26 protein-coding genes and 1 tRNA gene are annotated in these 25,163 nt (G+C 63.9%); 17 read left to right on the top strand and 10 right to left on the bottom strand.

What is annotated here, in order from left to right; translation table 11 throughout:
• Window positions 1–48: 48 nt before the first annotated feature.
• Together D9V34_RS08810 and D9V34_RS08805 are read right to left on the bottom strand one after the other, a co-directional pair.
• Window positions 49–807 (bottom strand): PspA/IM30 family protein, encoded by a 759-nt coding sequence (locus D9V34_RS08810; RefSeq protein ID WP_121688434.1) that lies wholly within the window; start codon window positions 805–807, stop codon window positions 49–51.
• 63 nt (window positions 808–870) lie between these two features.
• Window positions 871–2,910, bottom strand: coding sequence for a TPM domain-containing protein (locus D9V34_RS08805; RefSeq protein ID WP_183091919.1), 2,040 nt, complete (start codon window positions 2,908–2,910; stop codon window positions 871–873).
• A 222-nt stretch (window positions 2,911–3,132) separates the two neighbouring features.
• On the opposite strand from D9V34_RS08805, the gene D9V34_RS08800 reads away from it, so the two are divergent.
• Both D9V34_RS08800 and D9V34_RS08795 read left to right on the top strand, forming a co-directional pair.
• Window positions 3,133–3,879, top strand: coding sequence for a gamma-glutamyl-gamma-aminobutyrate hydrolase family protein (locus tag D9V34_RS08800; RefSeq protein ID WP_183091918.1), 747 nt, complete (start codon window positions 3,133–3,135; stop codon window positions 3,877–3,879).
• Window positions 3,880–3,982: 103 nt separating this feature from the next.
• Window positions 3,983–4,828 carry a DUF3097 domain-containing protein gene (locus D9V34_RS08795; protein ID WP_121688431.1) on the top strand — a complete coding sequence of 282 codons (846 nt, stop codon included), beginning with the start codon at window positions 3,983–3,985 and terminating at the stop codon, window positions 4,826–4,828.
• A gap of 77 nt (window positions 4,829–4,905) precedes the next feature.
• Here the strand turns inward: D9V34_RS08795 and D9V34_RS08790 are convergent, their stop codons facing one another.
• The 4 genes from D9V34_RS08790 to D9V34_RS08775 form a co-directional block, all read right to left on the bottom strand.
• Window positions 4,906–6,105 (bottom strand): MFS transporter, encoded by a 1,200-nt coding sequence (locus tag D9V34_RS08790; RefSeq protein WP_121688430.1) that lies wholly within the window; start codon window positions 6,103–6,105, stop codon window positions 4,906–4,908.
• 166 nt (window positions 6,106–6,271) lie between these two features.
• Entirely contained in the window at window positions 6,272–9,040 is a 2,769-nt protein-coding gene (locus D9V34_RS08785) for a hypothetical protein (RefSeq protein WP_147441665.1), read from the bottom strand.
• Window positions 9,037–9,714 carry an ABC transporter ATP-binding protein gene (locus D9V34_RS08780; RefSeq protein ID WP_121688428.1) on the bottom strand — a complete coding sequence of 226 codons (678 nt, stop codon included), beginning with the start codon at window positions 9,712–9,714 and terminating at the stop codon, window positions 9,037–9,039. Before D9V34_RS08780 ends, D9V34_RS08785 begins: the two co-directional genes overlap by 4 nt.
• Window positions 9,715–9,870: 156 nt before the next feature.
• Window positions 9,871–11,037, bottom strand: a complete 1,167-nt coding sequence (locus D9V34_RS08775; RefSeq protein WP_121688427.1) for an MFS transporter — start codon at window positions 11,035–11,037, stop codon at window positions 9,871–9,873.
• A gap of 185 nt (window positions 11,038–11,222) precedes the next feature.
• Between D9V34_RS08775 and D9V34_RS08770 the strand changes: the two genes are divergently transcribed.
• Window positions 11,223–11,795 (top strand): TetR/AcrR family transcriptional regulator, encoded by a 573-nt coding sequence (locus D9V34_RS08770; RefSeq protein WP_183091917.1) that lies wholly within the window; start codon window positions 11,223–11,225, stop codon window positions 11,793–11,795.
• 98 nt (window positions 11,796–11,893) lie between these two features.
• Here D9V34_RS08770 and D9V34_RS08765 read toward each other — a convergent pair.
• Both D9V34_RS08765 and D9V34_RS08760 read right to left on the bottom strand, forming a co-directional pair.
• Window positions 11,894–11,966: transfer RNA gene (locus tag D9V34_RS08765), tRNA-Arg, on the bottom strand.
• Between the two features lie 96 nt (window positions 11,967–12,062).
• Window positions 12,063–12,734 (bottom strand): hypothetical protein, encoded by a 672-nt coding sequence (locus D9V34_RS08760; protein ID WP_147441664.1) that lies wholly within the window; start codon window positions 12,732–12,734, stop codon window positions 12,063–12,065.
• Window positions 12,735–12,840: 106 nt separating this feature from the next.
• Between D9V34_RS08760 and argS the strand changes: the two genes are divergently transcribed.
• Both argS and D9V34_RS08750 read left to right on the top strand, forming a co-directional pair.
• Window positions 12,841–14,508, top strand: a complete 1,668-nt coding sequence (gene argS / locus D9V34_RS08755; RefSeq protein WP_121688424.1) for an arginine--tRNA ligase — start codon at window positions 12,841–12,843, stop codon at window positions 14,506–14,508.
• Between the two features lie 87 nt (window positions 14,509–14,595).
• Window positions 14,596–15,441, top strand: coding sequence for an LmeA family phospholipid-binding protein (locus tag D9V34_RS08750; RefSeq protein ID WP_183091916.1), 846 nt, complete (start codon window positions 14,596–14,598; stop codon window positions 15,439–15,441).
• Window positions 15,442–15,467: 26 nt separating this feature from the next.
• Here the strand turns inward: D9V34_RS08750 and D9V34_RS08745 are convergent, their stop codons facing one another.
• Window positions 15,468–15,668 carry a hypothetical protein gene (locus D9V34_RS08745; protein ID WP_121688422.1) on the bottom strand — a complete coding sequence of 67 codons (201 nt, stop codon included), beginning with the start codon at window positions 15,666–15,668 and terminating at the stop codon, window positions 15,468–15,470.
• Window positions 15,669–15,811: 143 nt separating this feature from the next.
• Between D9V34_RS08745 and D9V34_RS08740 the strand changes: the two genes are divergently transcribed.
• The 11 genes from D9V34_RS08740 to D9V34_RS08700 all read left to right on the top strand — a co-directional run bounded on the left by D9V34_RS08740 (window position 15,812) and on the right by D9V34_RS08700 (window position 23,395).
• Window positions 15,812–16,276, top strand: a complete 465-nt coding sequence (locus tag D9V34_RS08740) for a hypothetical protein (protein WP_147441663.1) — start codon at window positions 15,812–15,814, stop codon at window positions 16,274–16,276.
• Window positions 16,273–16,593 (top strand): type VII secretion target, encoded by a 321-nt coding sequence (locus tag D9V34_RS08735; RefSeq protein ID WP_121688420.1) that lies wholly within the window; start codon window positions 16,273–16,275, stop codon window positions 16,591–16,593. The genes D9V34_RS08740 and D9V34_RS08735 overlap by 4 nt, the downstream gene beginning before the upstream one ends.
• A gap of 3 nt (window positions 16,594–16,596) precedes the next feature.
• On the top strand, window positions 16,597–18,162 hold the full coding sequence (locus D9V34_RS08730) for a TNT domain-containing protein (RefSeq protein ID WP_121688419.1): 1,566 nt from the start codon (window positions 16,597–16,599) through the stop codon (window positions 18,160–18,162).
• A complete protein-coding gene (locus D9V34_RS08725; RefSeq protein WP_121688418.1) occupies window positions 18,155–18,709 on the top strand; it encodes a hypothetical protein in 555 nt (184 codons plus the stop codon). The genes D9V34_RS08730 and D9V34_RS08725 overlap by 8 nt, the downstream gene beginning before the upstream one ends.
• A gap of 3 nt (window positions 18,710–18,712) precedes the next feature.
• Window positions 18,713–19,156 (top strand): hypothetical protein, encoded by a 444-nt coding sequence (locus D9V34_RS17530; protein ID WP_147441662.1) that lies wholly within the window; start codon window positions 18,713–18,715, stop codon window positions 19,154–19,156.
• A 705-nt stretch (window positions 19,157–19,861) separates the two neighbouring features.
• Complete coding sequence (locus D9V34_RS17525; RefSeq protein ID WP_147441661.1) at window positions 19,862–20,467, top strand: hypothetical protein; 606 nt, start codon at window positions 19,862–19,864, stop codon at window positions 20,465–20,467.
• A 91-nt stretch (window positions 20,468–20,558) separates the two neighbouring features.
• A complete protein-coding gene (locus tag D9V34_RS17520) occupies window positions 20,559–20,996 on the top strand; it encodes a hypothetical protein (RefSeq protein ID WP_147441660.1) in 438 nt (145 codons plus the stop codon).
• Between the two features lie 538 nt (window positions 20,997–21,534).
• The gene (locus D9V34_RS08715; protein WP_121688416.1) at window positions 21,535–21,978 is read left to right on the top strand and encodes a hypothetical protein; all 444 of its coding nucleotides are present in this window, start codon (window positions 21,535–21,537) and stop codon (window positions 21,976–21,978) included.
• 353 nt (window positions 21,979–22,331) lie between these two features.
• Window positions 22,332–22,592: a hypothetical protein gene (locus D9V34_RS08710; protein ID WP_220700566.1), complete on the top strand. Its 261-nt coding sequence runs from the start codon at window positions 22,332–22,334 to the stop codon at window positions 22,590–22,592.
• 91 nt (window positions 22,593–22,683) lie between these two features.
• Complete coding sequence (locus D9V34_RS08705; RefSeq protein ID WP_121688414.1) at window positions 22,684–23,022, top strand: hypothetical protein; 339 nt, start codon at window positions 22,684–22,686, stop codon at window positions 23,020–23,022.
• Window positions 23,023–23,209: 187 nt separating this feature from the next.
• Complete coding sequence (locus D9V34_RS08700) at window positions 23,210–23,395, top strand: hypothetical protein (protein ID WP_220700565.1); 186 nt, start codon at window positions 23,210–23,212, stop codon at window positions 23,393–23,395.
• 191 nt (window positions 23,396–23,586) lie between these two features.
• Here D9V34_RS08700 and deoC read toward each other — a convergent pair whose 3' ends face one another.
• The gene (deoC, locus tag D9V34_RS08695) at window positions 23,587–24,285 is read right to left on the bottom strand and encodes a deoxyribose-phosphate aldolase (RefSeq protein WP_220700564.1); all 699 of its coding nucleotides are present in this window, start codon (window positions 24,283–24,285) and stop codon (window positions 23,587–23,589) included.
• 172 nt (window positions 24,286–24,457) lie between these two features.
• On the opposite strand from deoC, the gene D9V34_RS08690 reads away from it, so the two are divergent.
• Window positions 24,458–25,063 carry a CGNR zinc finger domain-containing protein gene (locus tag D9V34_RS08690; RefSeq protein WP_121688413.1) on the top strand — a complete coding sequence of 202 codons (606 nt, stop codon included), beginning with the start codon at window positions 24,458–24,460 and terminating at the stop codon, window positions 25,061–25,063.
• Window positions 25,064–25,163 lie beyond the last annotated feature (100 nt).

Raw genomic sequence — 25,163 nt, 5'->3', positions numbered from 1 at the left:
GGAGGCACGCGCCAGCGTCCCTCCCCTCCCTCGATCGGTGCCGCGAGACTACTCGATCGCGGGATAGGCGGTGTTGGGCGTCACCGCCGGAGCCGACTTCCCTACCTTGAGGGCGGCGAGACGGGCGTCCACCTCGGAGAGCTCGCCGAGGTCGTCCAACGACTCGAACTGTGCATCCAGGGTCGAGGAGGCCAGCTCGGCTTGGCCGCGCACCTTGGCCTCCTCGCGGCGAATCTTGTCCTCGAAGCGGGATACCTCGCTGGTGGGATCGAGGATGTCGATGCTCTTGACGGCATCGGCAACCTTGGACTGAGCCTCGGCCGACTTGGCCCGCGCGACCAGTTCGCTGCGCTTGGACTTCAGCTCCTCCAGCTTCTGCTTCATCCCGGTCAGACCGGCCTTGAGCTTATCCACCACGTCGGTCTGCGCGGCGATCTGCGGCTCGGCGGCGCGCGCCTCGTTCTCGGCACCGATCTGGCGTTGCAGGGCTACCTTGGCGAGATTGTCAAACTTATCGGCGTCGGCGGCGTTGCCCGCCGCCCGATACTCATCGGCCTTGCTGCTGGCGGCCAGCGCTTTCTTGCCCCAGTCTTCGGCGGCCTGAACGTCCACGCGATGGTCGTCCTCGAGCAGGCGCAGGTTGCCGATGGTCTCGGCGATCGCACCCTCGGCGTCGGAGATTGAGCCCGTGTAGTCCCGGACCAGCTGGTCGAGGATCTTCTGCGGATCCTCGGCCGAATCGAGCAGGGCATTGATGTTGGCTTTGGCGAGGGTCGCGATGCGACCAAAAATGGACTGCTTTGCCATGATGTGCTTCCTTTCGATGGTGTTGCTGATGATGAAGGTGATGCCGATGAAACCCGTGTGGGGCTAGAAGCGTCCGCCTCCGCCGCCGGAGCGTCCGCGTCCGCCGGAGGAACTGTTTCCGCCGCGTCCGCCGCCGCCGCCGCCGCTGCCACGCCCGCCGCCGCTGCCACGCCCGCCGCCGCTGCCACCCCAGCCGCCGCCCCCGAAGCCGCCGCCTCCGCCGCCGCCGAAGAGCGAGTTGAGGATGATGCCGCCGAGGATCGCGCCGCCCAGACCTCCGCCGCTGTTCCCACCGGTGCCGCCGCCAAACATGCCGCCGTCGCCGCCGGAGAATCCACCCACATCACGCTGAGCGAGGGCGAGGGACTGACGGGCGAGCGCATCGGCGCGCTGGGCGTGGGTCAGCGCGGTGGCCGGATCGGAGACGGCGAGCTCGCGGGCCTGAACCAGCGAGCGTCCGCCCTCGGCCAGGGCTGTACGAGCGTCGGCACCAATCGCCCCGCGGCGGGCAACAATGTAGTCCTCGGCCGCCGAGAGCTGCGACTGGGCCGACACCAGGGTGGCCTGGAGGGAGGAGGACTGACGCTCGGCGCTGGCCTGGATTCCGCGGGCTTCGGCAAGGACCTGGGTCAGAGCCTGATCGGTTTCACCCAGCTTTTCCAGGGCGCGGATCGGGTCGGTGTCGCTGCGTGCGGTCTCGACCGACTGCGCGGCCGCATCGATGATCGGGGCGAAGCGTCCACTGCCTTCGGGCAGTCCTCGCAGGGCCGCCAGGTCGTGTTCCAGGTCGGCGATCTGAGCGGCGACCTGGGCGCTCGCCGCAGCCAGTTCCTCGCCGTGCCGGGTCACCGCGGAGGTGAGGACCGCGACCTGGGACGCCGCCTCCTGAGCCGCATGGATCGCGACCGCCGCGGCCGAACGATCCTCGGCGGCGAGCTTCTGCTCAGCCAGCCCCAGCGCGTTGCGGGCGAAGGACACCCGTTCGGTGGCCTGGGTCACGTTATCCGCGACCGGTGCCAGGGCCGAGGCCGCATAGCGAGTGTTGAGGGCGGCCAGGGCCGCCTGGGCCTGGGCGATTCCGGTCTCGGCGCGATCGGTTTCGGTGCGCACGGCCTGGATTAGGGCCGGGGCATCGGTCTCGATCTTGCGCAGTTCCTCAAACGCCGCCGTCTCGTTGGTGAGCGCGGTGATCGAGGTGGTGCAGAGCTCGATGATCTGGATGTTCCAGTCCCGGGTCTCCTGCTCGGTGTCGGGGATATCGTCGGTGAGCTTCTGCTTGAGTGTGAACGCCTGAGCCAGGCTGGTGCGCGCATCCTCCAGCGCACCGGCGAACGCGGTGCTCGCCTCCTCCCCGTACTGGGCGATCGCGAATCCCAGCTCCTGTTCGGCGGTTTTGACCGCGTCGTCCGCGGCAATCAGTGCGCTGCCGGCCTCGCGCTCGAGCTCGGCGAGGGGACGCTGCTGCGGGGCATCGGAGCGGGCAGTGCCCGCGCGCCGGCGGCGAGTGACAAAGAAGAGGACGATTGCCACCGCGGCGATCACCAGGATCAGCAGCAGGATCCAGCCTCCGCCGCCTCCGCCGCCCGTTCCCCCGAGCCCGTCGATGGCGGCCTGGGCGGCACCGGCAAAGTCGTTCTGGGTGAGCTTGGGTTTGATCTGGTCCTGCTCGATCTGGGTGAGGCGATCGTCGCTGACCGGTCCGTTGGCCGGGGCCGACAGGAAGAAGCTGCGTCCCTCGGTGGCAATCGCCAGCAGGTACTGTTTGGGGCCGAGCCCGTTGTTGGTCGCCACGGTATCGGCCCAGCGCTGCGCATCCGAGGGGTTTTCGAAGGTGTCAACCAGGACGATCCACAGGTCCAGGCCTGATTTTGACGACAGCGCTCGGCTCGATTTTTCCAAACCGGTAGCCTGTGAACTGCTCAGCGAATCGGTGAGATCCAGCACGCGGCCGCTTTCCAGCTGCACCGGGGCCTGCCCGGGGACGCGGGCCGAAACCCCCGCCGAGGGAGCGAATACGAGGCCTGTGATCAGCGCGGCGAGAAGGAGTAGCGGCAGAAGGAGTGGGGCGAGGGAACGGCCTTGATCAGCCGCGGTGCCCGCCATTGGGTGCCCTGTTTGGCGCATACGTCGCCACCTTCCCCTGGTATTTCGCCGTGCGTTAGGCCGATTCTAGGGCCCACCAACGCCGTTAGTCCACAAACGATTGGCATCAATTCGGGGGATGTTCCCGCCAGTATGACCGAAGATGACAGCCCAGGCTCGCATCTTGGCGCGTTAACCCGCAGAATGGTAGAAATGTCTGCCGATCGTGAAAGGAGCCCCGACATGACCACCACGCGTGAACTCGCCGTCATCGAGGTAGTTTCCCAGCGCCCGCACGCACGGGCTTACGAACGGTACACCCGGGCGATGATCGACGGGCTTGTGGCCCGGGCAGAACTCGCCGGATGGTCGGTTACCCGCGTCTGCGCGGAGGACCTCGGCACCGAGCGCCTGCTCGAGCGCACTCAGAACGCCGACGCGATTGTTGTGTGTGGTGGCGAAGACATTGACCCGCGCTTCTACGGAGGCAGCGAGGTGTATGAGGGCCGTGGTAAGCACTATCCCACCGCCGACGCCGCCCAGATCGCCGTGGTCCGCCGCGCCGCGACCGCCGGTACCCCGCTGCTGGGCATCTGCCGCGGACACCAGATCATCAACGTCGCCTTCGGGGGCACGCTCGTGGAGCACATCGAGCACCCCGGTCACCGCAACGAGTTTCTGCCGATCGAATACCTGCTGACCGAGCACCCGGTGCAGCTGGACCCCGAGTCGGACCTGGCCGCAACCCTGGGCGAGTCCTACATCCTGGGCCAGAGCGCCCACCACCAGGTCATCGAAACCCCCGGTGCCGGGCTGAGCGTCGTGGGTTGGGCTCACGACGGACTGCCCGAGGCCGTCGAGCACGCGACCCTGCCAATCACCGGCGTGCAGTGGCACCCCGAGGCACCGGCCGCACCCACCGAGCAGCTCGATGCGCTGCTGGCGGGCTTGGGAAGCCGGGTTCGCGGTCGTTCGCTGGTTGCAGCCTAGACACGCACTCGGGTCTTCCTTCCGGCCGTGCTGTACATCCGCTCATCCGGCCCGAACCGGCACGGTTTTGAACCGCGTCGGCTCTCCGAGATAGGTTAGCCGGGTGGACTTTGATCAATACGGCGACGACGTACTGGCCGGCAACTGGCGTACCCGCGGCACCCTGACCTCGGCTGAAATCCCCGCCGACAACGGCTTGGTGGTGGAAGAGGTGCAGAGCGGCTGGGTTGGCGCGGTGGTGGGCATCGAAACCCGCATGGTCAAGCTGGAGGATCGGCACGGCAAGGTACGGGTGTTCCCGCTGGGCCCCGGATTCCTGGTCGACGGCAAACCGGTTTCGCTGGTGGTGCCGAGCCGAACCCAGACCCCGATACGCAAAAAGACCGCATCCGGGTCCTTCGCCGTGGCCGATGCTCCGGCTCGGGTTGCGCGGGCCAGCCGCATTCTGGTGGAGGGACGCCACGATGCCGAGCTGGTGGAGAAGGTGTGGGGCGATGACCTGCGCATCGAGGGCGTCGTGGTGGAATACCTCGGCGGCATCGATGATCTCGATGCACTGATCGCCACCTATCAGCCCGGTCCCGGCAAGCGGATCGGTGTGCTGGTGGACCACCTGGTGCCCGGATCCAAGGAGAGCCGGATCGCCGAAAAGGTGCGCGCCGGTAAATATGGCGACTCGGTTCTGATCGTGGGGCACCCCTATATCGACGTATGGCAGGCGGTCCTGCCTAGCCGACTTGGAATTAAAGAGTGGCCCACCGTGCCCCGCTCGATCGAGTGGAAAAAGGGCATCTGCAAGGCGTTCGGTTGGCCCTACGACGACCAGGCCGACATCGCCCGCGCCTGGCAGACCATCCTGGGCCGGGTACGCACCTTTGCCGACCTGGAGCCCGCCCTGCTCGGCCGGGTCGAGGAACTGATCGACTTCGTGACGGGCGAGCCCGAATAGGCGCGGCGCGCCTGAGCCGGCGAATAAGGAGGGGCCGGTCGCACCTTGCGACCGGCCCCTCCTTATGTCCGGGCGGATTAGACCGCGGCGGCGGAGAGTTCCGCGGCCCGGGCCCGGGTGAACTCGCCCCCGCGCAGTCGGCCGGCGATTAGCAGGACCACCAGTGCACCCAGGGTCATCGCCGCACCCACCCAGAGCGGGGAGGTGTAGCCGAGGCCCGCGCCGATGGTCAGGCCGCCGAGCCACGCACCAACCGCGTTACCGATGTTGAACGCGGCGACGTTGGCGCCCGATGCCAGGGTCGGTGCCGCGGCCGCATGCGACATGATGCGCATCTGCAGGGGCGGGACGGTGCCGAAGCCGAAGCCACCCATCAGGAAGAGCGCGGCGATCGTGATGATCGGGTTCTGTGCGAAGGCCGCGAAGAGTGCCAGCACGATGGTCAGCCCGATGAATGCAATCAGCAGGGTGCGGGCGGGGAAGCGGTCGGTGAGCTTACCGGAGATGATGTTTCCGATTACCATGCCGGCCCCGAACACGATCAGCAGCCACGGGACCGCGCCGGTCACGAAACCGGAGACATCGGTGAGCGTAAAGGCAATGTAGGTGAACGCTCCAAACATTCCGCCAAAGCCCAGGATGGTGAGCACGATCGAGTACCAGACCTGCGGGTTTTTGAACGCCGCAATTTCGCGACGCAGCACGCCGGGGGCGGGTTTCTCGCCGGAGTTCGAGGTGTTGGGCACCAGGATGATGATGCTGATAAACGAGACGATGCCGATGATCGTGATGGCCCAGAAGGTTGAGCGCCATCCGGCCGCCTGGCCGAGCAGGGTTCCCAGCGGGACTCCGGCGACGTTGGCGATGGTCAGCCCGGCAAACATCGTGGCGATGGCCGCGGCCTTACGCTCGGCGGTTACCAGACCGGTAGCGACCACGGTTCCGATGCCGAAGAATGCGCCGTGGCAGAGGGCCGCGAGGATCCGACCCACCAGCATCATCGAGTAGTCGGTCGCCAGGGCCGAGACGAGGTTGCCGGCGATAAAGAGGATCATCAGGCCCAGCAGCGCCTTTTTCTGATCGAAGCGCAGTAGGGCGGCGGTAAGCAGTACCGCGCCGAGTGCGACGCTGAGCGCGTATCCGGAGATCAGATATCCGGCGGTGGTTTCGCTCACGCCGAAGTCGGTGGCGACCTCGGGGAGTAGGCCGAGGATGCCAAATTCGGTGAGGCCGATGCCGAATCCGCCAATGGCGAGGGCATAGAGGGCGAGGGGCATGGGGTCTCCTTGAGTGCGACTGGGCGCGCATCCGGGATGCCGTCCAACAATAATATCCCGCGCCCGCAGTAGTTGCAGGCGCGGGATATATTGTTGCACGCGCGGGATATCCGCGCAAGCACGACGGCGTGGCCCGGGTGCGACCGGGGGAGAAAACCCGGGGAGATTAGGGCTTCAGGGCGCGGCCCAGGCCGCGTGCGCGGATCAGCGCTATGGCACCCAGCGGAAACAGCACGCCGGCACTCGTACCCAGGAAGATGACCGCCGGGCTCAGGATCGCCGCGGGGGAGAACTCGGCCGGTATCGCCCAGAAGAGGAGAATGACACTCAGTGCGGCGATGCCGCCGATCCCCGCCAGCTCGATCGCGGTCAGACGCCGCAGCCTGGACCGGGTCCACCCGCTCACCCGAACCAGGGTTGTCGCCTGCCGGGCGAAGGCCTGATTCTGGCGTGCGGTGGTGCTTGCCGTGAGTACACATGCGGCCAGCATCCCCACACCCATCGTGGCGAGCAGCGCGGGGAGTTGCGCGGTCCCCAGCAGCGAGCCCAGCGGCGTACGCGCGGTTTCGCGCAGCGCCACGGTGAGCAGACTCGAGGCGAACAGGGCGGCGGACACCAGGAAACCCAGCAGGATGCCCTGGGTGAGGATCGTGGGTATCCGGCTAATCGTGAGTCGCCAAGTTGCCGTACGCACCCGAACCTTCCCGCCCCGCCCCGGCGAGGTTGGGTGAGGTGAGCGGGTGTGTTTGAGTGGGACCTGTGCTCGCCGCCGGCGACGCGGCTCGGCCAGGCTGCGTCGGGCCACGACCATCACCAGAACCGCCACCGCACTCAGACACAGGCCCGTCAGGATCGCGGTATCCGCCGCGCGGGTGGGAACCAGCAGCATGCCGAGAACACCGGCCAGGGCCACCGCCGTAAGAACCGGCACCCCCTCGGCCGCGAACCAGCGAGCACGGCGAGCCCGGGTAAAACCGGCTACCGTGAGCACGGCATTCGTGCGGCGATTCGCGCGCACCTGCACCATCCCCAGAACCGGCAGCATGAGTAGGGTCACCAGGACCGCGCCGATCCCGATGCTGCGCGCGAGCGAGGTCAGTGTGGAGACGGTGGATTGAGCCACGTTGAGCGAGAGCGCCTCCACCTCAACCCAGCCCAGGGGAGAAACCTGCTGTCGATCCTGCGGCTCGGTGACCCCGAAGGCATAGTCGGGAACCCAGACCTGGACGCGCTGGCGTGATGATCCGGCTACGATGAACGCCTCGAGACCCAGATCCTGGATCGCCGCGGCAACCCGGTCGATGCGCGCCAGGGACTCGGCCGAATAGGTCTCGGCACCGGCCACCCGGACCCTGATCGCGGTTACCGGTGCCTCCACCCCGAGGGCGTGGGCACCCCGCAGCGAGGTGAGTGCGGTGGCGGGTTGAGCCACAATTCCCAGCCCCGACAGTACGGGTTCCAGCGGGGTGGGGGTGATCGGGTTCCCGCGGGCATCGGAAACCCGGGTGGCACGCACCGGATCGTAGGCACCGAGCGGTGCGGCATCCTCTTTGCCGGTGACGATCTGCGCATTACGGTATTCGCCCACGATCAGCGGGGCCCCGAGCCTGGTCGATCCGGCGCTGCCGACCCGCAGCGCGCTGGGGGGCTGATCGGAGCGGAACGTTTGGGTCTGACCCGGCGTGAGTCCGTCGGGTTGCTGGCGTGAATCCAGGGGGAGCGAGCGGATGAATCCCTGTGGTTCCAGGGTGGCGGCGGGCAGATCCGGGTCCGGGGGCTGAATGTGCGAGGGAGCCGGGGAGAGCACGGTGGCCCCCACACCGGTGACCGCCGTCGGCTGAACGTAGGTGGTGGGAATGCGGGCATCGGTGCCGGGCCAGGGAATGACGATTCCGGAACCGGCGAACGGGGTGAGCGCCGCCGCGGCATCCACGGTGGCTTCACCCACCGACGTGAACTCCGTGTCCGTGTCACCGTGTGTCCCCAGTTCGAAGCCGACGCGGAGCGCGAGTTCGGGGAGCGCGTCGCGGGCAACAACCACCGGGGCGATCGGTGCATCCGCGCCGTACTGTCCTCGCAGGGCTGGGGTGTTGCGCAGCTCCGGAACCAGGGCTTCCAGAGCCTGGCGGGTGGGGCTTTCGGGGCCGAGGTTCGCCAGAAGCTCGCCGCTGGCCGGGGAGGAGTTCTCGTCGGTCGCGGCCAGTGCGGCGTCGGCGTCGGCCAGTGCCGTGAGTGCGGCGGGGGCACGGTCTCCGAGCAGGCGTCGCTCGGCATCCGGATCCACCGCGAACACGGTGGAGGCGACCGAGGGAAGGGGCCAGATTCCCAGCCTCAGGGTTTCCCCGCTCAGGGTGACCTCGGCTGGGACATCTCCGGACACGGCAATGGTATCGGCGGATGGCCCCACTTCACTCTGCCCGTCCCAGGCTCGTGCGTCGATGGTGAGGGTGGCCGAGCGTGCGTCGGCGATGCGGGGACCGAGACCGTCGTTGGTGGTCGCGGTCCAGGTGAGCCGGATGGTGCGCACCGGATTCTCGCGCAGCAGCGAGGCGGGAATCTGGATGATCGGGAAGTCTCGCACATCCCCCATCCGGCCGAGGAAACCGATCGGGGCGGAAATCTCGACCCCGTCGATCTCGGCGACACGGGCCACCCGTTCCGGCGCGATGGCCGGTGCCGAGGTATTGGCAAAGTTGGGATCAAGAAGCGTCGGTCCGCCCGAGAAGTGATCCTCCGCGGGAGCGCGGACCAGAATATCGTAGGATCCGCGCCAATTCTCATCCACCGCGTCCTGCAGGGCGGCCAGCCCCACCCCGGCCGTGAGCGGCTGGCAGAGGAGCGCGGCCGCCAGGCAGAGCACCGCCCAGACCTCGGCTCGGCGGCGAGACCAGCGGCGAATACCGCCGGGAGTTCCCGAGGTGCGCCGCATGGTCACAGGTGGATGATTCGGTCGGCGCGGTTCAGAACCAGATCGTCATGGCTGGCAACGAGGATCGCGGCCCCCTCCGTGCGCGCCTCATCGAGAACGTCCAAAACCAGGGTGGCGCTTCGCGCATCAAGACTCGCGGTGGGCTCGTCAAAGATCAGGAGCGGGACGGCACGGAGCAGAGCCCGGGCAATTGCCGCACGCTGACGCTCTCCACCCGAGCACTTCCGTGGCCAGGATTCGGCGAGGTGTCCGATGCCCAGGCGCGTGAGTACCGCGTGGGCGGCGTGGATATTCGCGGTGCTCGGGCGTGCGATGCCAAGCAGGACGTTTTCCACAATGCGCAGTTCCTCCAACAGCGAGGAGCCCTGATCCAGATATCCCACGGTGGCGCTCCGCCAACGTTCGAGGGGGCGATCGGGCAGGGCGTGAAGGCGTGTGCCCGCCCAGAAAAGCTCCCCGGAGGTGGGTCGGACACCGCCCGCGCACACTTCGAGCAGGGTGGATTTACCGGTTCCGCTACGCCCGGATACACACACCATCTCGCCAGGGGAGACCTCGAGGTTCAGGTCGTCGAGCACCGGAACGGAGGTGCCGTCCGGACGGGTTCGCACCAGCGTGACACCGTGTGCCGTGAACCCGGCCGAGTGTGTGCGCGCCGTGGTCGTTCCCTGCTCGCTCATATCTCACTTCCTCGGCCGCAGATGAGGGGGTGGGATGCCCCGGGTCTCCACCACGCTAGGCGGTTTGAGACCCGAGGTCAATCGTCCAAACTTCACTCTCGTTGCCCCTGTTGCCAGTTTCCGGGCGGGTGACCGAAGTGAGGCCGAGTGATGAGCCTAGGCGGAAACGCGCTCTCGCACCGGGCGCGAGGCGAGGGTGATCACCCAGCCGATCGCCACGATCAGCGCGGCGAGCAGCATCAGTGGCGTGCCGCCCGCCAGGTCAAAGATGAGGCCACCGGCGAGGGACCCGATCGCAATCGAGCCGTTGAAGACCCCCGACCACATCGAGGAGCTGGACTCAACCATTGCCGGGTTGGCCACCCGAATCCACGCCTGCAGGGCCACACCGATTCCCCCATAGGCGGCCCCCCAGAAGGCCAGGACCAGTAGCGCGAACCAGGTGTGAGTCGCCGCCAGGGGGATGAGGGCGGTGCCGATGGCGATTCCCGCGAGCGCCCAGAGCAGTGCCGTGCGCGGCGATTTTCCGGCCACGGCGCCGATGGCAAAGTTCCCGGCGATGCCGGTGAGCCCGAATACGGCCAGCGCGATCACGATCAGGGTGGGGGTGGTCTCGGGGTTGGTTTCCAAGACCGGGCGAATGAACGTGTAGGCCCCGAAGTGGCCGATGACCACCAGGGCGGTGATGATGTAGCCCGTGCGCACGCCGCGATCGCGCCACGGGCTGAAGAGTCCGTCGAGGCCCGTGCGTTTGGTTGTGGGAAGGGCGGGCATCGCGATACGGGCAAAGATCGCCGCGAAGGCACCGAGCGCAGCCAGGGCCCAGAAGGCCGTGCGCCATCCGGCGAGGTTGGCAATCAGGGTGCCCAGGGGGAGGCCCAGCACCATGCCGATTGACACACCCGAGAAGATCGCGGTCATCGCACGCGCGATGTGGGCGGCGTCGGCGAGGCGGGCACCCAGGCCGCCGGAGCTGGCCCAGACGATTCCCATCGAGATGCCGATGAGGACGCGAGCGAGGGCGAAGACGGCAAACATGGTGGCCACGGCGCTGAGGACGTTGGCCACCGCCAGCAGAATAAGGAACGCGATTAGGGCTGTGCGTCGGTCCAGGCGCCCCAGGATGACCGGGGTGAGAGCGGCCACCACGGCCGCCATGATGCCGGTAATGGTGAGCGACATTCCGGCCAATCCGGGGGCGATGTCCAGGGCGTCGGCGATCGGGGTGAGCAGACCCACCGGCATCATCTCGGCTGTGACCACGCTAAAGGTGGAGAGGGCGACCGCGAGGACCGGTGACCAGCGGAAGGGGGGAGTGGGCATGCTGAGGGCTTCTTTCAAGCGGGATAAGGTTTTGCATACGCAATGTATGTGAGTGATGTTAGGTCACATACGTCATGTATGTCAATTCATATGCGCTGCGTATGTGAATGTTCTTTTGTGGGTGGGCGCGCTACGATGGCGGCGGAGGAATGATGCCCAAATCAGAACGTCGAACGCGCACCGAAATGCTGGATCACACGCGGGAGCAGCTCCTGGCGGCCGGTCGGCGCTTTTTTGCCGAGCAGGGCTATGCGGCGACCTCGATGGACGAGCTCACGGCCTCGGTGGGGCTCACCCGAGGCGCGCTCTATCACCACTTCGGTGGCAAGAGCGGACTGATGGATGCGGTGGTGCGCTCGATGGATGACGAGCTCTGCGTCGAGCTGCGCGCGATCCTGCGCTCCACCGAGGACCCCCTGCTGGCCCTCGCTCGGCGAGGCCGCGCCTATATCGAAAAGACCCAGGCCCCCGAGTTTCAGCGCATCATGTTCACCGATGCGCCGGCGGTGGTAACCGACGCGGTCGAGGAAACCGCCCGTGCGTGCATCGCTACCCTGGCCGAGGTGGTTCAGGATGCCAAGGATCGGGGGACCGTCTCGGAGCGGGTGTCTCCCGTGGTGATAGCCACAATGCTCAACGGTGCGCTGGCCGATGCCTCTCGCTGGGTGGCTGCGGCGAGTGGCGATGCAGAGCGCGAGGAACGTCTGGATGCGGCCATCGAGTCGGCCGCAGCCCTGGTGGAGGGCCTGCGGCTCTAGGTACACGATCGCATCGGTGTGACGGCGATCGAGCCGGCCCTAGTCGCCGGGTTAAACCAGAAACTGCGACAGGGAAACCCTGTCGCAGTTTGCATTTGTGCCCCCGGAGGGATTCGAACCCCCGACCTGCGGTACCGGAAACCGACGCTCTATCCCCTGAGCTACGGAGGCGCACGAGAGCTACATTAGCACTAAATGTGATGGTGCTTGAACCGGAACGGCGCGTCGCGAATGCGACACGCCGTTCCGGTTCCGAGGACGTGCGAGCTAGAGCTTCGCGGCCTTCAGTGCGGCAATCGCCGGGGTGCTCAGCTGCTCCAGCGCACCGGGCTCGGTGAACTCCTCGGAAGAGAGGGTGAGCCAGTAGTTGCCCACGAAGATCTGGGCCTCATTGATGCGCTTGTTGTTCTTCAGCAGAACCGGTCCGAAGTATCCCTCATCCGGCGGCGTCGTGTAGGTGGGAACCTGCTGACTGGTTTCGGCGGCCTTATTCTTGAGGTCCTCAAGCTCCGAGGGGTCCAGTGAGGCGACGGCGATGTCAATCGTGATCCCGCTGGAGTTGTTGGTCAGCTGGCAGGCCATGCCGCCGATTCCCTGAATCGTGGCGGCGGTGCTTCCGGCTGCCGGTGCCGCCTGGGTCGCCGAAACGTTGGGGTTATAGGCGTAAACGGTCTCGGGCGTGAGTAGCTGATCGCAGGTCAGCGGCACGACGCCGCTCTCAAGCGGTTCGGCGGTCGCACTCGGCGCGGAGGAGGGCGCGGTGCTCGGGTCGCTCGACGCGTGCGGCGTGGCCGACGGCTTCGCCTGCGAGGACGCCGTGGGGCTCGCACTGGCATCGCCCGACGAGGTCGGGGCGCAGCCGGTGATCAGCAGCAGGCCGACGCCAGCCAGGGCGAACAGGCTCGCGCGACGCGCGGAGCGGGGAAGAAGCGTGTTCACGATGGGGTTCCTTTCAAAGCGGACAGGTTGACGTTAGCAATAAACGCGCCAGGATGCCGAAATCTCGGGGTACTTTGAGCATTCCTGACGCCTGTAGACTGGCTTGGTGACTCCTGATGATCTCTCCCTCGCCCTGTACAACATCGTGCTGCCTCTCTCCGAGGCCGCCCGCGCCGGTTCCTCCGACGAGATCGCGCGTGAGGACATCACGCTGGAGCGTCCGAAGAACCGCGATCACGGTGACTGGGCTTCGAACCTGGCGATGAAGTTCGGCAAGAAGCTGGGTGTGAACCCGCGCGAGCTGGCCACCAGCGTGGTTGCCGCCCTGGGTGAAATCGAGGGTGTGGCCGGTGCCGAGGTTGCCGGTCCTGGATTTATCAACATTCGCCTGGATGCTGCCGCCGCCGGTGCGCTCGCCCAGACCATCGTCGAGGCCGGATCCACCTACGGGCAGGGTTCGAGCCTGGATGGCGAAACCATCAACCTGGAATTTGTGTCGGCTAACCCGACCGGTCCGCTGCACATCGGCCACACCCGCTGGGCCGCCCTGGGTGACTCGCTGGGTCGCGTGCTGCGCGCCGCCGGCGCGAAGGTCGCCAACGAGTACTACATCAACGATGCCGGTAATCAGATGGATAACTTCGGTGCGTCCATCCTCGCCGCGATCCGCGGTCAGGAGACCCCGGAGAACGGTTACCCGGGCGCGTACATCACCGAGCTGGGTGTCGCCGTGCTGGCCGCCCACCCGGAGATCACCGAGCTGGATGACCAGGCCGCCCTGGACCTGGCCCGCGAGGCCGGATACCAGCTGCAGCTGGGCGAGATCCGCGAGTCCCTGGCGCGCTTCAACGTGCACTTCGACGTGTGGTTCAGCGAGCGCACCCTGCACGCCGAAGGCGAGAACGGTGCCCCCAGCGCGATCGACGCCTCGATCGACCGTCTGCGCGAGCAGGGTCACGTCTACGACAAGGACGACGCGATCTGGGTGCGCACCACCGACTTCGGCGACGACAAGGACCGCGTGATCCGTCGTGGTAATGGTGTCTTCACCTACTTCGCCGCCGACGCCGCCTACTACCTGAACAAGGGCGACCGCGGATTCCAGCACAAGATCTACCTGCTGGGTGCCGACCACCACGGCTATGTACACCGCCTGAAGGCCGTCGCCGGTGCCGCCGGGGACAACCCCGAGCGTGACATCGAGGTGCTGATCGGCCAGCTGGTGTCGATCAACGGTGCCCGCCTGTCCAAGCGTGCCGGAAACATCATCGAGCTCAACGACCTGCAGGCCTGGCTCGGCACCGACGCGCTGCGTTACTCGCTGGCCCGCTACCCTGCCGATTCGCCCATCTCCCTGGACCCGGATCTGCTGAAGAAGCGCACCAACGACAACCCGGTGTTCTACGTGCAGTACGCCCACGCTCGTACCTGCGCGGTCGCCCGCAACGCCGCCGAGTCCGGGGTGGACCGTTCGACCTTCGCCCCCGAGCTGCTGGTGCACGAGAGCGAGTCGGCGCTGCTGGGCGCGCTGCAGGAGTTCCCGCGGATCGTGGCCCAGGCGGCGACCCTGCGCGAGCCGCACCGCGTGGCCCGCTACATCGAAGAGGTCGCCTCGCTGTACCACCGCTGGTACGACGCCTGCCGCGTGCTGCCGTTTGGCGACGAGGCCGTGGGTGATCTGCACCGCACCCGCCTGTGGCTGAACGATGCCACCGGAACCGTGCTGCGCAACGGTCTGGACCTTCTGGGTGTTTCGGCACCCGAGCGCATGTAGGTATTTTCTCAAACGCCCACCCGTCCGCGGGTGGGCGTTTGGCGTTATTGTCGAAGGAGCAGGATTTCAATCGAGGGGGAGCACGGCGTGAGCGAACGGAACGAAACCGAGGTTTCGGCCAACCAGGTGCTGTTTGAGCGTCTGAACGCGGCCCGGATCGAGCAGGAGTCCGAACCACCCAAGAAGCGCCGAACTGGGCGTCGCTGGCTGGTTACCGGAATCGTCACCGTGGTGGTACTGGGCCTCGTGGGTGGGGCGATCGTGATCGCCAACAATCTGGTGCGCGACGTGGCGCAGGACTCGGTGAAGTCCCTCGGAGCGAGCGCTGGAGCCACCTTCCAGGGGCCGCTGGACGTAAAGATCGGCGGCGACTGGCCGCTGTTCCAGCTGATCTCGGGCTCGTTTGACGATGTTCGGGTGAGCGCCGAACACGCAACCCTGCGCGGTGTGCCGCTGAGCTTTGACGTGCGGGCCCAGGGTGTGCCGCTGGATCCCAAGAAGCCCGCAAAGTCGGTGCAGATGACCACCGTGGTGGATCAGGACGGCCTGAACGAGTTCATCAAGCCGCCCACCGAGGGGGGCACGCTGACCCTGGGCGACGGGGTATTCGGGTACCACGAGGAGGTGACCGGCCCGTTCGGTATCAAGCTGGGTGTGCAGGTTTCCGCGCGTCCGGCCGTGAGCGGAACCACGATGACGCTGACTCCGGTGGGGGCCGAGGTGACCTCCTCGGTGGGGAACATCAACGTGGACCCGATCGTGCAGGCGGTCCTCGGTAAGGCCCCGATTCCGGTGTGCCTGGCCGATCGTCTGCCGCCGGGAGCGGAAGTGAAGTCCCTCACCGTGACCCCGCAGAATGCGACCATCGTGGTGGATGTTAAGGACATCGTACTCACCGGTGATCTGCTGAGCAGCCGCGGCAAGTGCGAGTAGCGCGGCGGTAGCTCGCCCGTAGCTCGCTACGGGTTTTGCGGTGCGGTGTGGGGCTCCGCGCTCTCCTGGAGAGCCTGGATTCGCGCGGCAATCGCCGCGTTTTCCTCGACTTCGTCGGCGTGCGCGCGCAGCGCCGAGAGAACCGCTGCGCGGATCACACAGTACAGGACGTAGAATCCGGCGGCGATGATGACCGCGATAAACGCGAGCTGTGAGAGCCCGTCCATGTTGCCTCCCAGACGGCAGTAGTAGTGGATCCACGATAGCAGCGCCTGAGGTCGGGGACGGTATCTCATATCCAGTTGGGGAACTTCCTGCAAAATCGGTTTTCGCGCCCGCACTCGCCATCCCTGTGTGTTTAGCTGTGACCATGATTCAGGATCCGGATGAGGTACTCGCGGGTATCGATGAAGACGTGCGCCGCGCCGAGCGCCGCATGGCCGCGCAGGCACAGTTGGTCGAGACGATGGGGCAGCTGCGGGGTATTGCGACCGACCGCGGTCGGGACATCACCGTCGAGGTAGACACCTCCGGTGCGATTACCAACCTCAAGCTGACCGATCGCGCGACCGCTCTGGGCGGGACCAAGCTGGCTCCGGAGATTCTGCGGGTTGTGGCCGATGCTCGTGGGAACCTGCAGGAACAGATGCTCGCCTCGGCTCAGGAACTCCTCGGCGAGGACGATCCCGCCCTGGGTGCGCTGCGCGCCGAGGTGGAGGATCATCGCGAGCGTCAGGAGCGCGCTGCAGGGTTCCACGGTGAGGGGCTGCGAGTTGATGGCCCGCGCCTGGGCGGACCCCGACCGGGCGGTCCTCGGCTGGGTGATCCTCGATGACTGACGGCGAGATCGCCATCGATATGGCGATGCTGCGTCAGCATGCCGGACGGGTCAGCCAGGTGGGTCGAGAGGTCAGCGAGGCCGCGAGTGCCGTGGGAAGCCAGAACATGGGCGACGGTGCATTCGGAATCATGTGCGCGTTTCTGGTGCCGCCGGCCACGATGATCACCGACGCGATCACCCAGACGATCCGAGACGCGGCTGATGCGTTGGATCGCACGGCCGCCGAGGTGCGTCAGGTGGCGGCGGATGTGGAGCAGCGCGAGGAGGACATTATCGCGCAGATCCGCGATCTGGAACGGGATTTGAGGTAGCGGATGTCAGGGGGGGGGAATTCGCTGGTTGCGGGGCCAGTTAACACGACGACGCCGTTCTCGGGGCTGTGGCTGATCGAGGATGGTCAGGGCATCGCCGCCGGTATCGAAAACGGGGACTGGCTGGCGACCGGGATGAGTGTCCTGGGCGGGGCGCTCGACGCGGCCGCGGCGATCATCGACCCGATCGGGCAGCTGCTGGGGATGGGCATGGCGTGGGTCCTGGACCACATCGCGCCGGTTAGTGACTGGTTCAAGCAGCTCACCGGCGATGCCGGTCAGGTTGCCGGTTTTGGTCAGACGTGGGCAAACGTGGCCACGCGCATGCACGAGTCCGGCGACCTGCTGAGCAACCGCCTGGGCGACCTCGAAGGCATGGCCGGGGCCACGATCGACGCCTATCGTGCCTACGCCGGCGATTTCGCCAAGCACCTGCACATGCTCGGCGACTGGTCGAAGGCGATCAGTACCGGACTGCAGGCGGCGTCGACGCTGGTGCAGGTGGTCCACGACCTGATCCGGGACATCCTGTCGCAGTTGGTGGGCACGGCCATCTCCGGAGCGATCACCTCGGCACTGTCGTTGGGAACCGCGGTCCCCCTCGTCATCGCCCAGATCGGGACGCGCATGGCCGCGCTCCTGCCCAAGGCGATGAAGGCGGTCAAGGGCCTGGGCGAGTCGTTCAAGGCACTTTACAACCTGATCCGGCAGCTGGGCCCGATTATTGCCAAGGCCGGTGCGACGTTTAAAAAACTGCTACACAGCCCACGCCAGACGGTCGGGGAGCTTTCGAAACTGATAAAGCCTGGCCTGCCGATTACGATCGATAACCTCAAACATAACCGGCCTCTGTGGTGGGATGACGGAAAATCACCGATTCACTATCTGCTTGATGCGGATCCCGTGCGCACCGGCACGGTTTGGGTCGGAGACGAGCGAGTAACCGTTCCAGTGTGGACGAGGCAACCAGACTCCACAGCCGCGGAGCTAGGTGCCGGCACAGGTGAGATTTTCGAGGTTCATGGGACAAGCAAGGCTTATCCTGTGTATAACGGCAGGAACGCTGAATCTTTGGCGCTTGTACAGCACCCGGATGTGCCGTATGGTCGTGATTTCGATTCGAACCTGCCGTTGGATAAGGCGGGGTATGACGCGAGATACAAGGACGTGCAGGAAGACTATTTCCGTTTTCCCGGGAATGATGGTGCAGACCGTGGAACCATCGTGAAATATGTGTCCGCCGATGTGTTCTCAGTAGATCACGGCATACATTTTGATCGGATCGGTGAGCCTACCGGCAAGTACCTTGCTGTGGTTGAGGACGGGGTACCTGCGTCATTCGAGAGTCGGGCACTTCCGCTTTCTTCCCTCGAAGAAAAATACTATAAATACACTTTGAATCCGGGCGCGGATGAGATCCTCAACAATCGGGGGATTCAGATTGAAGTGTCAAGGGTGGCCAGAGGTTTTGGACAGCCAGGCGGTGCGTCTCAGATTCGATTCTTCGACAGTAAGGGCAAACCAATTGTGATTTGGAAACTGATTAAGTATGGAGTGTTAGATGGCTAATCAATTGGAAATTGAGGACCTTAGCGAGTTGTTACGTAACTGGCTCAAACAGTTCTCAAGTAGCTGGGCACTTCGTTCCTATGAGGGCCAGCTCGGGCTGAGCCCCGACTACGGCGAGACTACCTACGTGGTTTCGCGGCTCGACTCGGGGTGGATCCGATTGGGAGATTCATCCAAGGGCGGGCCGCCGGTTTACTTTGGCGACTTTTGTGATCTTGACGGATTCGAACGGTGGTTTGTGATGTATCAGAACGGTGGGTATCGATTAGCGAATAAACTGCCGTTCTTGGACCAGGACACAACCGCGGCATCGGTTGCGCCGGGGTTTCAGGTTCGTCCGGTGACGCTTTTTATCGATTCGCAACCGGTTCCCGGAGAGGAGCTCATCGAGGGTGAGCTCGCCATCGCTCGATTCCGCAGTTTTCCGGGGCTCAAAGAGACTGAAGCTGCCGGAGCATCATGGTTCTTAGGCGCGTCGCTCGAAACGATTATTAAGTCGTGTTCGAGTCCGACGGGGGCACCCCTGTTCACCGCGAAAAACAGGTGAAAGATGAACGAACGCAATAACGAAAGCCCAAGGAAGTCTTATGGACGTTGGGCTGAAGACATGGGGAATATGATCTCGGCGGAACCATCGGGACGATATTCGCACCGACCGTCCGATGCCGTTACATTTGCGCGGATAGTTCAGGACGGGATAACTGGTCTAGAACTCGTTGGATTTATTTGGTTTAGTGACGCCGAACACGCCGCCGGATACTTTCCGGCCGATGCGAACATCCCAATCAGCGGAAACGCGGGCAGAGTTTGGTCTGACGAACTCAACAAGCGGTGTGCGAAAGGCCGTACGCCTTCGGAAGCATTCGCTGCGCTTGCGCTGTTTGACCTGGGAAATCGAATCGGCCGAATAAACGTTGATTCTGTTCAAGAGGCCTCAAACATCGAGGGCGTACGCGTCATCGCGAAGTCGGCTGGTATCGACGATGTCGCGTAGACGAAATCGTAATTGTCAGTGTTGGACACGCTCACTAGCCGTGTCGATGTCTTGGACTAAATTCGCTCCAGAAACAATCAGATTCTCGCTGCTCACGACTCGTTAGAAGGGCGCTTCCTTCAATGACGGTCACAAATTCTATCGACTTCATGTCTCCCGATTTCATCGCATGGATGCAGCGCGTTTCGCCGCAGGCAGAGGTAATTTCGGCCTCGGAGAGCACCACTATTGAATTCCGATTTACCTCCGATACCACCTATTTTTTTGAATCCACCGATGCGGGAGCGATCAGGGCTGGTCGTTCTAGTCGAGGTATGCCGACTACTTTCTGCCGAATTCGCCACTCTCGACTTCGCTGAACGGTATCTCGCAATGGTTGTTGGGGGTTCGATTCGTCGCAAGCTGGGACTCGGGCAGCTCCGGGAGCGCCGTGAAGCCTACGCGGTTTCCCCAGTTCCACGGGTGCGCAGAGGATACCTCCTTGTAGATAGTTCGGGTCAGACTCTCGGGACTGAGGCGGTAGGGCTGAGCGGCAGGGTGGTGGCTCGATTACCCAGCGAATCGGTGGGGCGAACCTCTTTGGCTGCGGGTGCCTCATGGTTCCTGCAGTACACGGTGCCGCAAATCATTACGGCAAGCCTTGACCCGTTCGGCAAGCCATTCTCCAACCTGCGCTCCGTCGAGGATTGAGTGAACGGACGCAAAATGGAAAAGTTACTGACCGGAACTGATTGGACTGCGGAGTTCCGAGACTGGCTTCGATATGGCAACCCTGCACAGTTGCGCGAGAATCGAGAAGAGGGCGCGCTTGCTCTTTCCTACGACGATGGTGCCTACTTTGTGTTTGTTTCTACTCTGCATGACGGATGGTTGACAGTCTCCGAGGCATATCAAACTGACCCTAATGGAGTGAGGCATGAGCTCTTCCAGGCCCGGGCACTTGCCGACGTGGAAAAGAATCTCGCAGTCCGGCACGATTGGGCAGTGCGCCGCTACGCAGGTTTCACCTGGATTCCTGAGCATGCAGATCCGGCTCCTGGGGCCCGACTAGACTTCCGCATCGCCTCGTGGAACCCCGATTCGAAAAACCAGCGCCACGCATTCCCCGACCGAGCAATTGAGGACGTCTATGTTAACGAGGTAAAGGTTGCAACCTTCGAGGGCATCGAGGGTGCCAAACGTTCGCAGGCTGCGGCAGCATCGTGGGTGTTGGCGGCTTCTCTTGGGGAGATCATCAATACCTATTCGAGTGCCGACGGGGTTCCGCTTTTTCCGCTTGAGTCTTCGGTTCCTCAGCCCGATACCGACTGATTCTGGATTTCGACGGTATTTTTGCGTGTGTCCCTCGACACTCGCAAGCTAGAGGATGGGATATGGCACATTTTTGCGGAGGTAGTCACTGATGAATAGCAATATTGGTCAAGAACCGCGTCGGGCATACGGTCGTTGGGCTGAGGACGTGGGATTTAAGATTGTAAGCACCCCGGCAGGACGGTATCTTCGCACGCCTGTGGGCGAGATTAGCTTTGCACGAATCGTGCGGACTCTTTCGGACTGTCAACTCCTCGTGGGCTTCGTATGGTTCAGCGATGAGGAAAATGCGGCCGGCTACACGAGCATCGCTTCAAACGATGTGGTCAGCGGAAGAGCAGGAATCGTCTGGGTACGAAAGATTGACGAAGGATGCGCGCAGGGCATTACGCCATCGGCACGGTTCGCTGAGCTACTGGATATAGACATGCCTGAGCAGTTTGGTCATATTGCAGCCGATTCTGTTCAGCGAATCGAAAGTCTTTCCCGACTGCGCACACTCGCAAAGACTGTGTCGTTCCGTGTGTAACCGATCGGCTTGGGGACAAAAGCGTGAGCTTTTACAGCCCTGGAACCTCGCCTATCAAGTTGAGCAAGCCACTCAAACTGAAGACGGCTACAGGCATTTATTTGCGGAGATAACGAACATTGAACAGTAACGCTGATGACCGTGGGAGGCGCAATGCTCATGGCCGTTGGTCTTTCGATGTCGGTCTTCGAATCGGTTCTACACCGGCTGGCAGATATTCTCGCGAACCGGCCGGTGAAATCTCGTACGCTCGTATTATCCATGCTGGTCCGAATGCCTCTGAACTAATTGGATTCATCTGGTTTAGCGACGCTGACGAAGGGTGTGCTCGGGGGCATCCTTCTGCCAGAGCGATGTGCGGAACTGTGAGATGAGGATTTCGGTCACGCACTAGGGCAAGTTAATTCGTACTCGCTACGGTCCATAGCAAGCCTTTCTGCCCTCGAACAACTTGCTCTAACAGTGTTGCTGCATGACGATGAGTTGTGATAACTGGGCACGATAATCTGACCAACTACGTGTGGTGAGGGGGTAAGAAATGAGCAGAGACACGGATGAAGGGTCCCTGGAGCCTTATGGCCGGTGGAAGGAAGTCTTTGGCACCGAGGTAGTGGACTCTCCGCCAGACCAGTATTCACGCCAACCTGCGGGGAGGGTTACGTTTGCTCGGATTGTTCAGGACGGCCCTTCTGGAATCGAGCTTGTTGGATTCATCTGGTTCGAAGATGAAGAATTTGCAGCGGGGTACCTGCCGGCGAGATCGAATATCCCCGTGGGCGTAAATGCGGCTGCAGTGTGGGGTCCAGAGATCGATCAGGGGTTCGTCCGGGGCATCGCACCGTCTGCGAGATATGCAGAGCTTGTCCAGCTCGATTTTGGCTACCGGATTGGTCGGATTGATGGCGAATCGTTGAGCGAAATTGGCAGTCTTGCTGAATTGCGCACTCTTGCGAAGTCGGTCCCGTATCAGAACATAAGCTGACTGAGGGGGTAAACAGTGAAGCCGAAAACTTCCATTTGTGGTGTGCCGGGAGCGAATGAAAGATACCCTTGACCGCGTCGATCATGTGAGTTGGTCGCTAGGGCGCACCGGGCCTGTGAGGTGGGGGTGTTTTGACGTGTCAAATACTCGTCAAAAAACGATGCGGCTAGCGCAGGCACCTGCGGGAACTATATTCGCTCCGTGAACAATTCATAAACCCCACGCTGGTGGCATGGGTTGAGGGCATGGCCAGCTATGCTTCACGACGTGGAGCAGGCGAGGGCGCGGGTGTGCACCGCAGGGAGGGGATTCGGTCCATTGGCTTCGAGAGGGAGAAGAAACCAGTGAAAGTAGTGCCACGTAACACCTACCTTTCACGCGAGCACCGTTTCTGGCTGGGCAGAGACGATGCGTCGGGTCGTAACTATGTGGCGATCCCCGTGACCAACGGACTCGTGGACTACATCGAGTACTACGGCATCGCCCCGGTCACCTACGAGAGATTTCTGGCCGATCCGAGCCTGGCTGTGCCCTTCGCTGAAGAATGTCGGGCGCGGCTGCACGATGACCTGTTGATCCAGAAACCGGGGTGGAACCGTGGTCTTCCGATTTAGAAAGCGCCGCAGGGCGGCCGGTCCCGACACCGAACTTCGCGTTGCGTATGGGCGTTGGGCCGAGGACGTGGGGTTCGCAATTGTCGGAAGCGTGGACAACCACTTTGCACGACAGCCTCTCGGGGCGGTATCGTTTGCTGCAATTGCGCGAGGTGACGGGCCAGAAATCCTCGGCTACTTCTGGTTTTCGGATCAGGAGGCCGCTGCCGGCTACGTTACTCGGCGTGCGTGTGATCCGGACGGCTACAACGCCGGTGCCGTGTGGAACGAGTACCTTAACCGCGGCTACCTCGGCGGGGAGGCCCCCTCACAAACATACGGAAGCCTGATTGATGAAAACTTTGGACACCGCATCGGACGAATAGACTCCGGTTCGCTGCGGAGAATTGAGAGCCTTGCCGAGCTACGCGAGCTGGCCGCACTGCCCTAGATGCCGATGGGAATACGAGGCACGATCGGGATAAATGCGGTGGGGCATCCCGGTGGAAGAGTCGGGTGCAAATAGCGATTGGTTCCCGGTGGGAAGGTATCAAATGAGAATTCGTGATCGTGACACATATTTTTCGAAGGAGAATCGATTCTGGTTGGGTATAGATGAGGAGTCAGGGAACTTCTATGTGTCTATCCCCGTCACGATCGGCGTGGCGGACTACATCGAGTACTACGGCATCACCCCGGTCACCTACGAGAGATTTCTGGCCGATCCGAGCCTGGCTGTGCCCTTCGCTGAAGAATGTCGGGCGCGGCTGCACGATGACCTGTTGATCCAGAAGCCGGGGTGGAACCGTGGTATTCCGATTTAGCTAGGATCCTATAGCTGGTGAGCGCAAACGCGGTGCTTAGTTGCTTGGGGGGCGTGGAACCCGGGTGTGGTCCGCTTATCGGTACCCGGTCTGTGCGCCAGAAACGTTTTGACGTGTCAAATACGTGTCAAAACACGAGGCGTTGAAAAGGGGCACCACCGGAAACCGGCGGTGCCCCCTGCGAATGAGTGTTAGTAGCCCACGGGGCCCTCGGTGGCCGAGTCGGCCAGCAGGGCGGCGCTGCCCGAGACACCCAGGCGGGTGGCACCGGCGGCGATCATGGCCTCGGCCTGCTCGCGGGTGCGGACGCCACCGGAGGCCTTGACGCCCAGGCGTCCGCCGACGGTCTTCGCCATCAGGGCAACCGCGTGCACGGAGGCGCCGCCGGCGGGGTGGAAACCGGTGGAGGTCTTCACGAAGTCGGCACCGGCGCGTTCGGAAGCTTCGCAGACGGCGACGATGGCCTCATCCGACAGGGTGGCCGATTCGATGATGACCTTGAGTAGCACGGGGGCCGGAGCGGCCTCGCGGACGGCGCGAATATCGGCCTCGACATCGGCGTAGCGGCCCTCGATGGCGGCACCGATATCGATCACCATATCGACCTCGTCCACACCCTCCCTCGCGGCCAGGGCCGCCTCGGCTGCCTTGATCGAGGAGTGGTGCTTACCGCTGGGGAAGCCCACCACCACGGCGAGGCTCAGGTCCACGCCCTCGGGCATCTGCACCGGCAGGACCGAGGGGGACAGGCATACGGCCTTGGTGCCCAGGCGTGCAGCCTCGGCGATGGTGGCCGCCACGTCCGCGGTGGTCGCGGTGGGGGCCAGCAGGGTGTGGTCAATGAACTGCGCCAGTTCGGCGGTGGTCAGGGGGGAGTTTGACTCGGTCACGGTACTCGCCTTCGAAAGTAGGGGATGTGATGCCTTCAGCCTACTCGGACGGGCTTCGAGTGCCGCGTCACCGAACGATCAGACACCCAATCGATATGCTCGCGGGCGCAATGTAAAGCGCAGCAGACAGAATCATTAGGGAAACACCACTGTCGGGGGTTACGCTGCATGTATGGGAACCACCAGCGAGCGATACGGCGTCATCACCGGACCGGATGATGCGGGAGCGATTCAGGATCTGCTCAATACGTTTGCCAATGGTCGTTCCGGCAAGCCCGATCTCCTGGCCGCCGATGACGTGGCCGCACACTGGTGGTCCGAGCGATTCGGATCACTCGGATTAGCGCAGAATGGAGTTCCGGGAGGCTCGTCCCGGTTGCGTGCCCTCCGCGATGCACTGCGCGCCGCGCTGACCGAGGGTGGGGTGGTCCCGGGGGTTGAGACCGCTGCCGAAGTGTCGGGTGGAGATGTCCGCACGGTCCTGGACATGAGCCTCCGCGCCGACGGCACGGTCGCCCCCACTCCTGCGGGCACCGGCTGGGATGCCGCGCTCGCCGAAGTGTTGCTGTGGGCCTATCGTTCGCAGCTTCAGGGCACCTGGCCGAGGCTCAAGGTGTGCCGTAACCCCGAGTGTGAGGTCGCGTTCTACGATCGATCCCGCAACTCCAGCGGGGTCTGGCATGACGCCCTGGTCTGTGGAAACGTCGCCAACCTGCGGGCCTCCCGCGCACGCAAGCGGGAGCGTGCCGAGGTTGCCGCATCGGAGAGCGGTAACTAGGGATCCCCCTGGCCGACGCGGGAGGAAACATGTGCACCGCGCGGCATACGGATTCTGGGAAAATGGGCAGGTGCCGCCCGGTTAGACTGGTCGGACTCCG

This window comes from Mycetocola lacteus, from assembly GCF_003667575.1.
Lineage (GTDB): Bacteria > Actinomycetota > Actinomycetes > Actinomycetales > Microbacteriaceae > Mycetocola > Mycetocola lacteus.
Note: the sequence above shows the minus strand (reverse complement) of the source record. Positions and strands in the feature narration are given on the sequence as shown.

Excerpts from the sequence above, each read along its gene's own strand:
- D9V34_RS08775 (WP_121688427.1), bottom strand. The coding sequence starts at position 11,037 with ATGCCCACTCCCCCCTTCCGCTGGTCACCGGTCCTCGCGGTCGCCCTC.
- D9V34_RS17530 (WP_147441662.1), top strand. The coding sequence starts at position 18,713 with ATGAACGAACGCAATAACGAAAGCCCAAGGAAGTCTTATGGACGTTGG.
- D9V34_RS08725 (WP_121688418.1), top strand. The coding sequence starts at position 18,155 with ATGGCTAATCAATTGGAAATTGAGGACCTTAGCGAGTTGTTACGTAAC.
- D9V34_RS08690 (WP_121688413.1), top strand. The coding sequence starts at position 24,458 with ATGGGAACCACCAGCGAGCGATACGGCGTCATCACCGGACCGGATGAT.
- D9V34_RS08745 (WP_121688422.1), bottom strand. The coding sequence starts at position 15,668 with ATGGACGGGCTCTCACAGCTCGCGTTTATCGCGGTCATCATCGCCGCC.
- D9V34_RS08805 (WP_183091919.1), bottom strand. The coding sequence starts at position 2,910 with ATGGCGGGCACCGCGGCTGATCAAGGCCGTTCCCTCGCCCCACTCCTT.
- D9V34_RS08735 (WP_121688420.1), top strand. The coding sequence starts at position 16,273 with ATGACTGACGGCGAGATCGCCATCGATATGGCGATGCTGCGTCAGCAT.
- D9V34_RS08730 (WP_121688419.1), top strand. The coding sequence starts at position 16,597 with ATGTCAGGGGGGGGGAATTCGCTGGTTGCGGGGCCAGTTAACACGACG.
- D9V34_RS08800 (WP_183091918.1), top strand. The coding sequence starts at position 3,133 with ATGACCACCACGCGTGAACTCGCCGTCATCGAGGTAGTTTCCCAGCGC.
- D9V34_RS08740 (WP_147441663.1), top strand. The coding sequence starts at position 15,812 with ATGATTCAGGATCCGGATGAGGTACTCGCGGGTATCGATGAAGACGTG.
- D9V34_RS08790 (WP_121688430.1), bottom strand. The coding sequence starts at position 6,105 with ATGCCCCTCGCCCTCTATGCCCTCGCCATTGGCGGATTCGGCATCGGC.
- D9V34_RS08770 (WP_183091917.1), top strand. The coding sequence starts at position 11,223 with ATGCTGGATCACACGCGGGAGCAGCTCCTGGCGGCCGGTCGGCGCTTT.
- D9V34_RS17525 (WP_147441661.1), top strand. The coding sequence starts at position 19,862 with ATGGAAAAGTTACTGACCGGAACTGATTGGACTGCGGAGTTCCGAGAC.
- D9V34_RS08715 (WP_121688416.1), top strand. The coding sequence starts at position 21,535 with ATGAGCAGAGACACGGATGAAGGGTCCCTGGAGCCTTATGGCCGGTGG.
- D9V34_RS08780 (WP_121688428.1), bottom strand. The coding sequence starts at position 9,714 with ATGAGCGAGCAGGGAACGACCACGGCGCGCACACACTCGGCCGGGTTC.
- D9V34_RS17520 (WP_147441660.1), top strand. The coding sequence starts at position 20,559 with ATGAATAGCAATATTGGTCAAGAACCGCGTCGGGCATACGGTCGTTGG.
- D9V34_RS08810 (WP_121688434.1), bottom strand. The coding sequence starts at position 807 with ATGGCAAAGCAGTCCATTTTTGGTCGCATCGCGACCCTCGCCAAAGCC.